This is a genomic window from Aminobacter sp. Y103A, from assembly GCF_030294925.1.
GTDB lineage: Bacteria > Pseudomonadota > Alphaproteobacteria > Rhizobiales > Rhizobiaceae > Aminobacter > Aminobacter ciceronei.
Genome location: NZ_AP017986.1, coordinates 2,838,492 through 2,852,595 on the forward strand (window position 1 = coordinate 2,838,492; position 14,104 = coordinate 2,852,595).

11 protein-coding genes and 1 tRNA gene are annotated in these 14,104 nt (G+C 63.1%); 9 read left to right on the forward strand and 3 right to left on the reverse strand.

All coding sequences use genetic code 11. The features are described 5' to 3' along the window. Nucleotides 1-179 precede the first annotated feature (179 nt). Nucleotides 180-953 carry a DeoR/GlpR family DNA-binding transcription regulator gene (locus tag Amn_RS13895; protein ID WP_067962218.1) on the forward strand — a complete coding sequence of 258 codons (774 nt, stop codon included), beginning with the start codon at nt 180-182 and terminating at the stop codon, nt 951-953. A gap of 39 nt (nt 954-992) precedes the next feature. On the opposite strand, the gene Amn_RS13900 is transcribed toward Amn_RS13895, so the two are convergent. Next, nucleotides 993-1,499, reverse strand: a complete 507-nt coding sequence (locus tag Amn_RS13900; protein WP_067966576.1) for a BA14K family protein — start codon at nt 1,497-1,499, stop codon at nt 993-995. Nucleotides 1,500-1,686: 187 nt separating this feature from the next. On the opposite strand from Amn_RS13900, the gene Amn_RS13905 reads away from it, so the two are divergent. Beyond that, a complete protein-coding gene (locus Amn_RS13905; protein WP_154387039.1) occupies nt 1,687-2,079 on the forward strand; it encodes a hypothetical protein in 393 nt (130 codons plus the stop codon). A gap of 119 nt (nt 2,080-2,198) precedes the next feature. Here Amn_RS13905 and Amn_RS13910 read toward each other — a convergent pair. Next, nucleotides 2,199-2,274, reverse strand: a tRNA-Lys gene (locus Amn_RS13910). 262 nt (nt 2,275-2,536) lie between these two features. On the opposite strand from Amn_RS13910, the gene Amn_RS13915 reads away from it, so the two are divergent. The 5 genes from Amn_RS13915 to Amn_RS13935 all read left to right on the forward strand — a co-directional run bounded on the left by Amn_RS13915 (nt 2,537) and on the right by Amn_RS13935 (nt 8,120). Further along, nucleotides 2,537-2,875 carry a hypothetical protein gene (locus Amn_RS13915; RefSeq protein WP_067962214.1) on the forward strand — a complete coding sequence of 113 codons (339 nt, stop codon included), beginning with the start codon at nt 2,537-2,539 and terminating at the stop codon, nt 2,873-2,875. 221 nt (nt 2,876-3,096) lie between these two features. Then, a complete protein-coding gene (locus Amn_RS13920; RefSeq protein ID WP_067962212.1) occupies nt 3,097-3,843 on the forward strand; it encodes a cytochrome c biogenesis CcdA family protein in 747 nt (248 codons plus the stop codon). Nucleotides 3,844-3,942: 99 nt separating this feature from the next. After that, the gene (gene glmU, locus Amn_RS13925) at nt 3,943-5,310 is read left to right on the forward strand and encodes a bifunctional UDP-N-acetylglucosamine diphosphorylase/glucosamine-1-phosphate N-acetyltransferase GlmU (RefSeq protein ID WP_286288249.1); all 1,368 of its coding nucleotides are present in this window, start codon (nt 3,943-3,945) and stop codon (nt 5,308-5,310) included. Nucleotides 5,311-5,456: 146 nt separating this feature from the next. Next, nucleotides 5,457-7,280 carry a glutamine--fructose-6-phosphate transaminase (isomerizing) gene (glmS, locus tag Amn_RS13930; protein WP_263007202.1) on the forward strand — a complete coding sequence of 608 codons (1,824 nt, stop codon included), beginning with the start codon at nt 5,457-5,459 and terminating at the stop codon, nt 7,278-7,280. A gap of 84 nt (nt 7,281-7,364) precedes the next feature. Beyond that, complete coding sequence (locus Amn_RS13935) at nt 7,365-8,120, forward strand: DUF502 domain-containing protein (RefSeq protein WP_067962205.1); 756 nt, start codon at nt 7,365-7,367, stop codon at nt 8,118-8,120. Here Amn_RS13935 and recG read toward each other — a convergent pair. Further along, nucleotides 8,072-10,180 (reverse strand): ATP-dependent DNA helicase RecG, encoded by a 2,109-nt coding sequence (gene recG / locus Amn_RS13940; RefSeq protein WP_286288259.1) that lies wholly within the window; start codon nt 10,178-10,180, stop codon nt 8,072-8,074. The genes Amn_RS13935 and recG overlap by 49 nt on opposite strands. Nucleotides 10,181-10,272: 92 nt before the next feature. On the opposite strand from recG, the gene Amn_RS13945 reads away from it, so the two are divergent. Both Amn_RS13945 and mfd read left to right on the forward strand, forming a co-directional pair. After that, complete coding sequence (locus tag Amn_RS13945) at nt 10,273-10,560, forward strand: FAD assembly factor SdhE (RefSeq protein WP_182574191.1); 288 nt, start codon at nt 10,273-10,275, stop codon at nt 10,558-10,560. An 8-nt stretch (nt 10,561-10,568) separates the two neighbouring features. Beyond that, nucleotides 10,569-14,069, forward strand: a complete 3,501-nt coding sequence (mfd, locus tag Amn_RS13950) for a transcription-repair coupling factor (RefSeq protein ID WP_286288264.1) — start codon at nt 10,569-10,571, stop codon at nt 14,067-14,069. Nucleotides 14,070-14,104 lie beyond the last annotated feature (35 nt).

Here is a 14,104-nt window from a genome sequence, read left to right on the forward strand (position 1 = left end):
GGGTGGCAGGTTGGTAATCGATCGCTGCGCGGATTTCAAGGCCGAAACCGCATTTGTTCCACATCCCGGGGAGGCCGGCTATTCGACCAATGCGGCTTCGATGTGACTTTCGAAGTGCCTTTTCACTGCTTTCGTTCTGGCCTATCGTTGCTCAAAACGAAATTCAGGGAACGCTCATCATGTATCTGTCGCCGCGCCAGTCCGAGATCATCCAACTGGCCAAGGACAACGGACGCGTGCTGGTCGACGACCTGGCGAGCCATTTCCAGGTGACGCCGCAGACGATCCGCAAGGATCTCAACGATCTCTGCGACCAGCGGCTGTTGAGCCGCATCCATGGCGGGGCGCTATTCCCCTCTGGCATCGAGAACCTCGAATATGAGGCGCGGCGCAAGATTGCCGCCGACGAGAAGGACGCGATCGGCCAGGCGGCGGCGCGCATCATTCCCGACAACGCCTCTTTGTTCGTCAATATCGGCACCACCACGGAGGCCGTCGGCAAGGCGCTGCTCGACCATAAGGGGCTGATGGTCATCACCAACAACATCAACGTCGCCAACAGGATGCGGGTCTACCCTGACATGGAGGTGGTGATCGCCGGTGGTGTGGTGCGCGGCTCGGACGGTGGCATCGTCGGCGAGGCGGCGGTCGACTTCATCCGCCAGTTTAAGGTCGATTATGCGGTGATCGGCGCCTCGGCGATCGACCATGATGGCGCTTTGCTCGACTTCGACTTCCGCGAAGTCAAGGTGGCGCAGGCAATCATCGCCAACGCACGCCACGTCATCCTTGTCTCCGACCAGACCAAGTTCGAGCGCACCGCACCGGTGCGCATCGCGCATCTGTCGCAAATGGACACCTTCATCACCGACCATTGCGACATTCCCAGCATCCGCAAGATCTGTGCGGAATCGGACGTGCAGCTCGTCGAAACGAAAAGACCCGCGCCGTGAGCGCGGGTCCTGAGTGAGCGCGCCTGAGCGTCAGCGTGCCTAGTAAGGCGAATAGCACTGCTGGCGCGGCCCGTTATAGGGCTGGAAGGTGTTGTCATAGGCCCGGTAGGACCGGTAGCGGTCATAACACCATTGGACATGCGCATTGCCGTAGCGGCTCGGCTGGACGTAGCGGGGCTGGGGCTGGTTGGCGATGGCGCCGCCGATGATCGCACCCGCTATGAAGGCGCCTGCCGGGAACCAGAAATTGTTGTGGCGACGATAGCCGGGTCGGTAGTCGCGATAACCGCGATGACCATTGAAATACACCACGTCGCCACGTTCGCGATAGAAACCGCTGCGCGGTGCGCGGAAATGGCTGGCGCTGTCGCTGCGCATCACACGGCGCTTTTTCCAGTAGCCGTCATACTGGACCTGTTGGATAGCCGTGTCGGCCTGGGGAGCTTTGGGCACGAAGGCCGGCGCCGCCATCGCCTCGGCCACAGGCAGCACCGCAAATGAAGCCGCGATGGCCGTTGCCATGACGCTTGAGATGAATTTGTTCATGATCGTTTCCTCGTAAAGCGGATGTTCCTTCACGGGCATAACGGCGGGAGACGACAATTGTTCCTGGGGCGGCGAGACGGAATCAGCAGATCCAAGGTTCGAATCCCTGGGCGCTCACCTTTCTGCGTCACAGGATTTTTCCGCATCGAACTGCCAATGCCACCTGCGGCCGCAGGCATGTTTCGCCTTGTCGTGGCGCAAGCGTGATCGGTTTCAAGGAAATCCGGTACGCAGTCATGGAACACGAGGCATTCCGGCGAACGATCGATTTTGCTCGCCGATTTTTCGTCATCCGGCGTTCATCGTGAACATGAGAAGTTTGGACAACACGATAGCCAGCGCTACCCGCACTGGCATGGGCATGGCGTCCGAACAGTTCACCGATGCTGACGTCATGTTGCGGGAATTTGTGTCGGAAGGTGCTTCTGACGTCTTCCACGTTCACTACGATGACTACGCCCGTAACGCGTCAGCACTGCGCGGTCTTTTCGACTTCCTCGGCGCCTCGTTCAACGAGGCTAGCATCCGGGACGTACTCAACAAGAAGCACTCAACATTCGCTGAACCCGTTTCCGCATGAACAAGCCGGAAACGCCGTGCGAGAAAAGTTTCTCCACACTTCTCCCTTTTATCCCTCGTTCCGTTTCCGTTCACGGAAGCCGACAACGCTGAAGACCTTGATCTGTAAGGGTTTGAAGGTGGTGAGCGCGCAGGGATTCGAACCCTGGACCTACTGATTAAAAGTCAGTTGCTCTACCGGCTGAGCTACGCGCTCCCGGGGGGCGTATGGCGACCCCGAAATTGCGGCGGAACATAGGGAGAGTGTCCCGGCGGGTCAACCGGAAAAACATCATTGCAAACAGGCTGTCGAATGGCCACCGGCAATTGGCTCTCGACCCTGCAACTCAACTCGCTCGGCATTTCCTGGCAACCCCTCACGCGCGTAATATTACCTCTTGGTGATATTGCTGGCATCCGGCAGCGCTGCTAGACATCGGGGGCCCAATATCGGGCTTATCGTTTTGGACATTTGATAGATGCGTATTCTTTTGAAACTCGCCGTTGCTTCCGTTTTCGCAACTTCCGTCATTCCCGCCGTCGCACAGGCAGAAGATCTTGTCTTCACGCTCAAGAACGGCACGAAATCGGTGCTGACGAATTTCTACGCCTCGCCGGTTGGCGTTGACCAGTGGGAAGACGACATCTTCGGCCGCGACACGCTGGGCGCAGGCGAAAGCATGCAGATCACCATCGCCGATGGCCGCAGCGTCTGCGAATACGACATGCGCTTCGAATTCGAGGAAGGCTCAGACCTCGACACCACCGAGGACAAGCAGAACCTCTGCGAACTCGGCGAATACACGATCCACGAATAGGGCTGGCTTCGAGCAAGCCCCGGGCTGGTCACGCCGCGAATAGATTCGGCACCTTTTGCGCCGAACCCCGAATAGAGTGGCTATCGGCAATGCACGCCGCAGGAACGCCGAAGAAAACTGCACCGGGCCGGAAGCAACCGGCCCGTCTGCCACAAAATGGTGATTGGTACCTGATTGCCGCTGCCGCTATAGCGGCCCTGCACATTGTGGAGCGGCATTGAATGGCATTGGACGTCGGTTATCTCAGCGCATTGGGGGCGGGCGCCCTGTCGTTCCTGTCGCCTTGCGTGCTGCCGCTGGTGCCGCCTTACCTCTGCTACATGGCGGGCGTTTCGGTCGACGACTTCCGGGCCGAGGGCGGGGCCGCAACCGTTTCCCGCGCCCGCGGCGCGCTTTTGACCGCGTCGGCCTGCTTCGTGCTCGGTTTTTCCACCGTCTTCGTGGCGCTGGGTGCTGGCGCCTCGACGATCGGGCAGCTGTTGCGAACCTGGCAGGAACCGCTGGCGATGGCGGCTGGCGTGCTGATCATCCTGATGGGCCTCAATTTCCTCGGCATCCTGCGCATTCCGCTGTTTTCGCGCGAGGCGCGCTTCCAGTCGCAAGGCAAGCCGGCGAGCAATCTCGCCGCCTATCTGATGGGCCTAGCCTTTGCCTTTGGCTGGACGCCGTGCATCGGACCGGTGCTGGGGCCGATCCTGACGCTGGCCGGCGGCCGCGAGACGGTGGGAGAGGGCGCTGCCCTGCTGGCTGTCTATTCGCTCGGCCTTGGCATTCCGTTCCTGATCGCGGCGCTGTTTTCGGGCGCTTTCATGCGGTTCCTGCAGAAGTTCCGCGTCCATCTCGGCAAGGTCGAAAAGGCCATCGGTGCGCTTCTGGTGGTTGCAGGCGTGCTGTTCCTGACCGGTGGCGTGCAGACCGCATCCTACTGGTTGCTGGAGCGCTTTCCGGTGCTCGGCCAGCTCGGCTAGCTCCAAAAACGTCCAGATAGCCTGTGCATTGGAGGCGATTGCCAGCAATGCTAGAAAGGCGGGCGAATCCCGCCGCTTCTTGCCAATCCGGACGACGCCATGACCTCGAGAACCTGCCTGTCGATCATCCTTGCCGCCGGCGAGGGCACTCGGATGAAGAGCGCGACACCCAAGGTTCTGCACCAGATTGCCAATCTGCCGATGGTGGCGCATGTCGCCAGGGCCGCCGAGAGCGCAGGCGCCGACGCAGTCGCGCTGGTGGTGGGGCATGGCGGCGACGCGGTGAAGAAGGCAGCGGAGGCGTTCGCGCCGAAGGCGGATGCATTCGTCCAGGCTGAGCGGTTGGGTACGGCTCATGCGGTGCTGGCGGCACGGGCGGCGATCGCCAAGGGCCATGACGACATTCTGGTAATGTTCGGCGACACGCCGCTGGTCGAGGCCGATTCGCTTGCCTTGGCGCGTCAGAAGCTTGCCGAGGGGGCTGCCGTGGTCGTCATCGGCTTCCGGCCGCCGAACCCGGCAGGTTATGGCCGCCTTTTGGAGAAGGATGGGCGCCTAGTCGCCATTCGCGAGGACAAGGATTGCACCGACGAAGAACGCAAGATCGGATTCTGCAATGCCGGGCTGATGGCAATTGCGGGCAAGGATGCGCTGAGGCTGCTCGATCAAGTCGGCAATTCAAACGCCAAGGGCGAGTTCTACCTTACCGACATCGTCGAGATCGCCGACAAGGCCAGTCTCATGGTTGTTGCCACCGAGGCGAGCTTCGAAAGCGTGCTTGGCATCAACAACCGGGCGGAACTCGCCGAAGCCGAGGCGATCTGGCAAAAGCGCCGCCGCCGGCAGGCCATGCTCGACGGTGCGACGCTGATTGCGCCCGAAACCGTCTATTTTTCGCATGATACGGAGATCGGCGCCGACGTGCTGGTCGAGCCGAACGTCTGGTTCGGTCCTGATGTGAAGGTTGCCGACGGCGCCGTCATCCATGCGTTCAGCCATCTCGAAGGCGCCGATGTCGGCCCCCGTGCCGAGGTCGGGCCATATGCCCGGCTGCGCCCGGGTGCGGAGCTGCATGAGAAAGCCAAGGTCGGCAATTTCTGCGAGGTCAAGAAGGCGACGGTCGAGAAGGGCGCCAAGATTAACCACCTGACCTATATCGGCGATGCGCGCGTCGGCGTCGGCGCCAACATCGGCGCGGGCACGATCACCTGCAACTATGACGGCTACTCGAAATTCTTCACCGATATCGGCGAGGGCGCATTCATCGGCTCGAACTCGTCGCTGGTTGCGCCGATTGTCATCGGGGCCGGCGCCTATGTCGCCTCGGGCAGCGTCATAACAGAGGAAGTGCCCGGGAATGCACTGGCCTTTGGTCGGGCGCGCCAGAAGACCTTGCCGGGCAAGGGCAAGGAATTGCGCGAACGCTTCGCCTCTGCCGCCGCTGCGAAAAAGGCGGGTGCAAAGTAACGGCATTTCAATCCTGCCGTGCCATGGATGGTCCTTCTTGCCCGGTCGGGCGGCTGATACGTTGCGAAACGGAATGTGACTTCCGCTTGGCTGCTGTGCTGCCTAAAAGGCCGACAGGGTTTTGAGGGATTGGACGGGGCAAAATCATGTGCGGAATCGTTGGTATCGTCGGCCAGACGCCGGTTGCGCCGCTGATCGTGGATGCGCTGAAGCGGCTGGAATACCGCGGTTATGATTCCGCCGGTGTCGCCACGATTGAGAATGGCGAACTGGCGCGCCGCCGCGCCGAGGGCAAGCTTGTCAATCTCGAGCGCCGGCTCAAGGCCGAGCCGCTGGATGGCAATATCGGCATCGGCCATACGCGCTGGGCAACGCACGGCGTGCCGAACGAGACCAATGCGCACCCGCATTTTTCCAACGGCGTGGCGATCGTCCACAATGGCATCATCGAGAATTTTGCCGAGCTGCGTCAGGAACTCATGGCCGATGGCTATGAGTTCACGTCGCAGACCGACACGGAGGTCGTGGCGCATCTGATTGCGCGTGAACTGGCGCGTGGCACCAAGCCTATCGATGCAGCGCATGCGGCGCTGAAGCGCCTCAACGGCGCCTTCGCGCTCGCCATCATGTTCAAGGGCGACGAGGACCTGATCGTCGGCGCCCGCAATGGGCCACCGCTGGCTGTCGGCCATGGCGAGGGCGAGATGTTCTTGGGCTCGGATGCGATTGCGCTTGCGCCCTTCACCAACTCGGTCACTTACCTTGAAGACGGCGACTGGGCGGTGGTGCGCCGCAACGAATTCCAGATCTACACGATGGATCGTGTGCCGGTGGAGCGCCAGCGGCGCCAGTCGGTCGGCACAAGCTATCTCGTCGACAAGGGCAATCACCGCCATTTCATGGAAAAGGAAATCCATGAGCAGCCGGAGGTGATCTCGCACACGCTGGCGCACTATCTCGACTTCACGCAAGGGACGTCGAAGCCGCTCGACTTGCCGTTCAACTTCGCCGACATCGACCGCCTCGCGGTTTCGGCCTGCGGTACGGCCTATCTTGCCGGGCTCGTCGGCAAATACTGGTTCGAGCGCCACGCACGGCTGCCGGTCGACATCGATGTCGCCTCGGAGTTCCGCTACCGCGAGATGCCGATCTCGAAGAAGAGTGCTGCGTTCTTCGTCTCGCAGTCGGGTGAAACCGCCGACACGCTGGCGTCGCTGCGCTACTGCCGTAAGGAAGGCGTGCCGATCGGCGCGATCGTCAATGTACGCGAATCGACGATGGCGCGCGAATCCGACGTCGTGATGCCGACGCTTGCCGGCCCCGAGATCGGTGTTGCCTCGACCAAGGCCTTCACCTGCCAACTTTCGGTGCTGGCGGCGTTGACCATACGGGCCGCCTCGCAACGCGGGACGATTACGGCGGAAGAAGAAAAGGCGCTGGTGCGCAGCCTGTCGGAGACGCCGCGCTATGCTGCCCAGGTGCTCAAGCTCGACAAGCAGATAGAGAAGGTTTCGCGTGAGCTGGCTTCCTACAAGCACGTGCTCTATCTCGGCCGCGACACCAATTTCCCGCTCGCCATGGAAGGCGCGCTCAAGCTCAAGGAAATCTCCTACATTCATGCCGAGGGTTATGCCGCCGGCGAGCTCAAGCACGGCCCGATCGCACTGATCGATGAGAACATGCCTGTCATCGTCATCGCTCCACATGACCGCATCTTTGAAAAGACCGTGTCGAACATGCAGGAAGTGGCGGCCCGCGGCGGCAAGATCATCCTGATCACCGACCAGAAGGGTGCCGCGCAGGCGACGGTGAAGACACTCGAGACCATCGTGTTGCCCGACGTGCCGGAGTTCATCGCGCCGATCATCTATGCCTTGCCGATCCAGATGCTGGCCTATTTCACGGCCGTGTTCATGGGCACCGACGTCGACCAGCCGCGCAACCTGGCAAAGTCGGTGACAGTGGAGTAGGGCCGACACCCCCTACCAAGATCTGTGTTCCAAAGCGTCGCGCGCTTGACTAATGTTGCGCTGCAAACGGTGCGGCGGTGAACGATGTCGGATGGCCACAAGACTTCTGGGATGACGCGGCTGAGGAACTATTTCCTCACCGGTTTCATCGTCTGCGCGCCGCTGGTGCTGACCATCTATATCGTCTGGTCGTTCATCGGCTGGGCCGACTCCTGGGTAAAGCCGTATATTCCGGCGAGCTACAATCCCGATACCTATCTGTCGATTCGGGTGCCGGGTTTCGGCCTGATCGTCGCCCTGGTGATGATCACGCTGATCGGTTTCCTGACGGCCAACTTCATCGGACGCGCCATCGTCGGATTCGGCGAGCGGCTCCTGAACAGGACCCCGCTGGTGCGCGGCCTGTACAAGACGCTGAAGCAGCTGTTCGAGACCGCGCTGTCGAATAAGAGCGACATGTTCCGGACCGTCGGCATGGTCGAATATCCGCGCAAGGGTGTCTGGTCGATCGTTTTTGTCGGCAATGAAAAGCGGACGGAGATCAATGACAAGCTCGACAAGGAAGGCGACCCGCTGATTGCGGTGTTCATGCCGTGCACGCCCAATCCGACCACGGGATTCCTGATGTATGTGCATCGCTCCGAGGTCGTGCTGCTCGACATGAGCATCGAGGACGGCGCCAAGCTGATCGTCTCGGCTGGCCTTGTGGTGCCAGAACCGGCGCCGGGCGCAGCAGCCAAGAGCAAGGCGATCGAAGGGCCCATCGGCAACCCTCCTGCCGGCGCGCTGCCTCAGCCGGCCCTCAGCAAGCGCACGGCCTCGTCCCTGCCGAACACGTAAAGCAGCAGGCGCAACGCTTCCCCGCGTGGCGACACGAGCTCTGGATCACGAGCAAGGATCAGGCGCGCGTCGTCGCGGGCGATTTCCAGGAGGTCGGCGTGCGCTTCGATGCGCGCGATCTGAAAGCCCGGCGTGCCGGACTGGCGCGTGCCCAGCAACTCGCCTTCGCCGCGCAGTTTGAGGTCTTCCTCTGCGATGAGGAAGCCGTCCTCGGTTTCACGCATGACCGACAGCCGGCGCTTGGCGGTTTCGCCAAGCGGATCCTTGTAGAGCAGCACGCAGGAAGATGGTTTCAAACCGCGGCCGACGCGACCGCGCAGCTGGTGCAACTGGGCGAGGCCGAAGCGCTCGGCGTGCTCGATGACGATGATGGTGGCGTCGGGCACGTCGACGCCGACTTCGATGACGGTGGTGGCGATCAGCACACGCGTTTCGCCCTCCTTGAAGGCGCGCATGGCCTCGTCCTTCTCCGCGCCCTTCATCCGGCCATGAACGAGGCCGATACGTTGGCCGAAGACCGGCTGCAGCGAGGCGAAACGATCCTCGGCAGACATCAGCTTGATCTCTTCGGATTCCTCGACCAGCGGGCAGATCCAATAGACCTTCTGGCCTTCGGCGACGGCGTCGCGCATGCGGCCGACGAGTTCCTCCAAGCGCTCGAGCGGCATGGTGACAGTGCGGATCGGCTGTCGGCCGGCCGGCTTTTCGGTCAGGCGCGACACATCCATGTCGCCGAAGGCGGTGAGCACCAGCGTGCGTGGGATCGGCGTCGCGGTCATGACCAGCATGTCGGGCGCCTGGCCCTTGGCGTTCATGGCAAGGCGCTGGTGCACGCCGAAGCGGTGCTGTTCATCGATGACGGCCAGCGCCATGTCGCGGAAGGTGACTGTATCCTGGAACAAGGCGTGGGTGCCGATTACGATGTCGATCTCGCCGCTTTCGAGCCCCGCCAGCGTCTGGGCGCGGTCGCGGCCCTTTTCGCGGCCGGTCAGGATCGCCACGCGCATGCCGACTCGTTCGGCCAAGGGCGCGATTGTCGCCAGATGCTGGCGGGCAAGGATTTCCGTCGGCGCCATCAGTGCCGCCTGGCCTCCCGCCTCGACGGCTCGAGCCATGGCCAGAAGTGCGACCACCGTCTTGCCCGAGCCGACGTCGCCCTGAAGCAGGCGCAGCATGCGTTCGGGTTTGGCGAGGTCGGCATCGATCTCTTCCAGGGCGGCCTGCTGCGAGCCGGTCAGTTGATAAGGCAGTGCCGCGCGGAGTGCGTTGACGAGGCGGCCGTCGCCAGTCAGTGGCCGACCATGCAGCTTGCGCACGCGGGCGCGGACGAGGGCGAGCGACACCTGGCCGGCAAGCAACTCGTCATAGGCGAGGCGGCGCCAGGCGGCATTTTCGGGCGAGGCGTCGATCGGATCAGCAGGATTGTGGACGCGTTGCAGCGACGCCGCGAAAGCGGGAAAACTCTGCCGGCGTATGACATCGCCGTCGAGCCACTCAGGCATCTCAGGCACCCGTTCGAGCGACTGGCCGATGGCGCGGCGCAGCACCTTGGCCGACAGGCCCGCCGTCAGCGGATAGACAGGTTCGACCAGCGGCAGCTTGTCGGCCTCGCTGGCAAGCGCGATGTGGTCAGGATGAACCATCGAGGGGCGGCCGTTGAACCACTCCATGCGGCCCGAGACGATGACTTTCTCGCCCTCGGGCATCGCCTTTTCGAGATAGGCGGCATGCGCATGGAAGAAGGTCAGCGTGATCTCACCTGTGTCGTCATGCGCAAAGACGCGGTAGGGCGCCGAGCGGTTGCCGCGCGGCGCTGGCTGGTGGCGGTCGATGCAGACCTCCAGCGTGACGATGGCACCTTCCGCGGCGAGCGCGATACCAGGTCGGTTGCGGCGGTCGATGACGCTGTTGGGCAATATGAAAGCGAGGTCGCCGACGCGGGCGGACCGGTCGCCGAGATCGGCAGGAACGACCTTTTCGATCAGCACGGCAACCTTAGGTCCGATGCCGGTGAGCGAAGTGACGGGGGAGAACAGGGGATCGAGAAGGGATGGACGCATCGTGTCAGCTTATGCGCTGCTGCAGCCCGGGCAAAGGCTGACATGGCCGGCTATCCACGCTATATGCGCCTCGACATCAGAGGATTGCTGACATGACCGGATCGACACGCTCGAGCGAAGGGCTTGATACGCGCAGGCGCAAGCTTTTGTTCCGCTCCTGGCATCGCGGCATGCGCGAGATGGACCTGATCCTCGGCAGTTTCGCCGACGCCAATATCGACAGGCTGAGCGATGCGGAGCTCGACCTCTACGAGGTGCTGCTCGACATCACCGACAAGGAGCTGCTGTCCTGGATCATCGGCGAGCACCCTGTGCCTGAAGCTGTCGACCATGACGTCTATCGCCAGATCGTGGCGTCGCGCGGCGCGTTCACAGCCTGAGTGAAATCATGAGCCTGACCAAAGCAATCGGCCTGCCCAAGGGTCGCGCCGGACAGTTCATCGTCGACGGCGTCGCCGACGGCTATGAGGCCTTCGCGCTCGCCATCGCCGCCGCCGAGACGGCGCCTGACAAGCCGCTGCTGTTTGTCGCGCGCGACGGACAGCGGCTGCCGCAGATCGTCGAAGCGCTGGCTTTCGTCGCGCCCGACCTGCCGGTGCTCGAACTGCCGGCCTGGGACTGCCTGCCCTACGACCGCGTGTCGCCGGGGTCGGATACGGCAGCGCGCCGGCTCGATGCGCTGGCGGCGATAATCGCATTGAGGAAAGAGCCGCATCGGGCGATCGTGCTGACGACGGCCAATGCGCTTCTGCAGCGCATGCCGCCGTCGGCTGCGCTCGAAGCGCAGGAATTCCGCGCCAAGCCGGGCAACCAGGTCGAGATGAACCAACTGGTGGCGCGGCTCGAACGGGCTGGCTTCGAGCGCGTGCCGACGGTGCGCGGCGTCGGTGAATTCGCCGTGCGTGGCGGCATCCTCGACCTATATGCGCCGGGTGCCGCGGATGCGCTGCGCCTCGACTTCTTCGGTGACACGCTGGAGACGATCCGTGCCTTCGACGTCGCCAGCCAGCGCACGACGGGCAGCCGCAATCAGGTGGTACTGCAGGCGATGAGCGAGGTGGCGCTGACGCCGGAAACGATCAGCAAGTTCCGCCGCAGTTACATCGACGCCTTTGGCGCGCCGTCGCGCGACGATGCTCTGTACGCCGCGGTCAGCGAAGGCAGGCGCTTTGCCGGCATGGAGCACTGGCTGCCGTTCTATTACTCGCATCTCGAAACGATCTTTGACTACCTGCCCGACGCGCCTGTGGTGTTCGACCATCTGGCGCGCGAGGCTTTGAGCGAGCGCCATGCGCTGATCCTTGATCACTACGAGGCCCGCCGCAAGCAGGGCGAGGGCAAGGGGCTCAAAGATGCCGTGCCCTATAAGCCTGTGGCGCCAGATCAGATGTATCTGTCGCCCGAAGAGGTGTTCACCGCGCTCGCCGACCAGGTCAATGCTGAGCTTACGCCGTTCGACACGCCGTTTTCGAGCGGACGCAAGGTGCTGCATGCCGGTTCGCATGTCGGCCGCAGCTTTGCCGAGGAGCGCGCCGACCCGAACGCCAACGTCTTCGACGTGGTGGCCCGGCACATCGCCGACCAGCGGGCGGCCAAGCGCCGCGTCGTTGTCGCCGGCTGGACCGAAGGCTCGCTCGACCGGCTGACGCAGATCCTCGACGAGCACGAGCTCGGCAACCTCAAGCGTGTGGTGAACATGGCCGAGGTCGAGGCGCTGAAGCCGGGCGAAGCGGGCCTCGCGGTGCTGCCGATCGAGGCCGGCTTCGAGTCAGGTGACCTCGTCGTCGTTGCCGAGCAAGACATTCTCGGCGACCGGCTGATCCGGCGCTCGAAGAAGCGCAAGCGCGCTGCCGACTTCATCGCCGAGGCAGCGTCGCTGTCGTCGGGCGACATCGTCGTCCACGCCGACCACGGCATCGGCCGCTTTGTCGGCCTCAAGACAATCGAGGCGGCCGGTGCGCCACATGACTGCCTCGAAATCCACTACGCCTCGGACGGCCGGCTGTTCCTGCCGGTCGAAAACATCGAGCTTCTGTCGCGCTATGGCTCGGACTCAGCCGAGGCCCAGCTCGACAAGCTCGGCGGCGGCGCCTGGCAGTCGCGCAAGGCCAAGCTCAAGCGGCGCCTGCTGGAGATGGCCGGGCAACTGATCAAGCTTGCCGCCGAACGGCATATGCGCGAAGCACCCGCGATGAACCCGCCTGATGGCGTCTATGGCGAATTCGCGGCGCGGTTCCCCTATGAGGAGACCGACGACCAGCAGAGCGCCATCGATTCAGTGATGGAGGACCTGGGTGCCGGCAAGCCGATGGACCGCCTGATCTGCGGCGACGTCGGCTTTGGAAAAACCGAGGTTGCCCTCCGCGCGGCCTTTATTGCCGCCATGGAAGGTTTCCAGGTGGCGGTCGTGGTGCCGACGACCTTGTTGTCGCGCCAACATTTCAAGACCTTCTCGCAGCGTTTCGCCGGCCTGCCGGTCAAGGTGCGGCAGGCCTCCAGGCTCGTCGGCAGCAAGGAACTTGCCGAGACCAAGCAAGGCATATCAGACGGTACTGTCGACATCGTCGTCGGCACACATGCACTGCTCGGCTCGTCGATACAGTTCAAGAACCTCGGCCTGCTGATCATCGACGAGGAGCAGCATTTCGGCGTCAAGCATAAGGAGCGGCTCAAGGAGCTGAAGAGCGACGTGCACGTGCTGACTTTGTCGGCGACGCCGATCCCGCGCACGCTGCAGCTGGCGCTGACCGGTGTGCGCGAGTTGTCGCTGATCGCCACGCCGCCGGTTGACCGCATGGCGGTGCGCAGCTTCATCTCGCCCTTCGACCCATTGGTCATCCGCGAGACGCTGCTGCGCGAGCGCTATCGCGGCGGCCACAGCTTCTATGTCGTGCCGCGCATCGCCGATCTCGCCGAAATTCATCAGTTCCTGCAGGAATCGGTGCCTGAATTGAAGGTGGCGGTGGCGCATGGCCAGATGCCGCCAGGCGAGCTCGACGACATCATGAACGCCTTCTACGACGGCCAGTACGACGTGCTGCTGTCGACGACCATCGTCGAATCGGGCCTAGACATTCCGACCGCAAACACGCTGATCGTGCACCGCGCCGACATGTTCGGCTTGGCGCAGCTCTATCAGCTGCGTGGGCGCGTCGGGCGCTCTAAGGTGCGCGCCTATGCGTTGTTCACGCTGCCCGCCAACCGGACGCTGACTGCCACCGCCGACCGCAGGCTCAAGGTGCTGCAGTCGCTCGATACTCTGGGCGCCGGCTTCCAGCTCGCCAGCCACGACCTCGACATCCGTGGCGCCGGCAACCTCCTCGGCGAGGAGCAGTCGGGCCACATCAAGGAAGTCGGCTTCGAGCTCTACCAGCAGATGCTGGAAGAGGCAGTGGCCGAGCTGCGCGGCAGCGGCGAGGCGATCGACACCGGCTGGTCGCCGCTGATCGCTGTCGGCACGGCGGTCATGATCCCGGAAGGCTATGTGCCCGACCTGCAGCTCAGACTGGCGCTCTACCGTCGACTTGGCGATCTCGAAAACACCGAGGAGATCGACGGTTTTGGCGCCGAGCTCATCGACCGCTTCGGGCCGTTGCCGGAGGAGGTCAAGCACCTGCTCAAGATCGTCTTCATCAAGGCTTTGTGCCGCAAGGCCAATGTCGAAAAGCTGGATGCCGGGCCGAAGGGCGTGGTGGTGCAGTTCCGCAAGAAGGAGTTTGCCAACCCGGCGGGTCTGGTGCGCTACATCGCCGAGCAGGGTACGCTGGCCAAGATCAGGCCGGATCACTCGGTGGTGTTCGCCCGCGACTGGCCGAACCCTGAAAAGCGCCTGGCCGGCTCGGCCGTCATCATGACGCAACTGGCGAAGTTGGCCGAACAGGCGGCTTGAGATGCCGTGCGCATGGGATAGGGACCGGCATCGCA

Excerpts from the sequence above, each read along its gene's own strand:
- Amn_RS13945 (WP_182574191.1), top strand. The coding sequence starts at position 10,273 with ATGACCGGATCGACACGCTCGAGCGAAGGGCTTGATACGCGCAGGCGC.
- mfd (WP_286288264.1), top strand. The coding sequence starts at position 10,569 with ATGAGCCTGACCAAAGCAATCGGCCTGCCCAAGGGTCGCGCCGGACAG.
- Amn_RS13935 (WP_067962205.1), top strand. The coding sequence starts at position 7,365 with ATGTCGGATGGCCACAAGACTTCTGGGATGACGCGGCTGAGGAACTAT.
- Amn_RS13920 (WP_067962212.1), top strand. The coding sequence starts at position 3,097 with ATGGCATTGGACGTCGGTTATCTCAGCGCATTGGGGGCGGGCGCCCTG.
- glmU (WP_286288249.1), top strand. The coding sequence starts at position 3,943 with ATGACCTCGAGAACCTGCCTGTCGATCATCCTTGCCGCCGGCGAGGGC.
- recG (WP_286288259.1), bottom strand. The coding sequence starts at position 10,180 with ATGCGTCCATCCCTTCTCGATCCCCTGTTCTCCCCCGTCACTTCGCTC.
- Amn_RS13895 (WP_067962218.1), top strand. The coding sequence starts at position 180 with ATGTATCTGTCGCCGCGCCAGTCCGAGATCATCCAACTGGCCAAGGAC.
- Amn_RS13915 (WP_067962214.1), top strand. The coding sequence starts at position 2,537 with ATGCGTATTCTTTTGAAACTCGCCGTTGCTTCCGTTTTCGCAACTTCC.
- glmS (WP_263007202.1), top strand. The coding sequence starts at position 5,457 with ATGTGCGGAATCGTTGGTATCGTCGGCCAGACGCCGGTTGCGCCGCTG.
- Amn_RS13900 (WP_067966576.1), bottom strand. The coding sequence starts at position 1,499 with ATGAACAAATTCATCTCAAGCGTCATGGCAACGGCCATCGCGGCTTCA.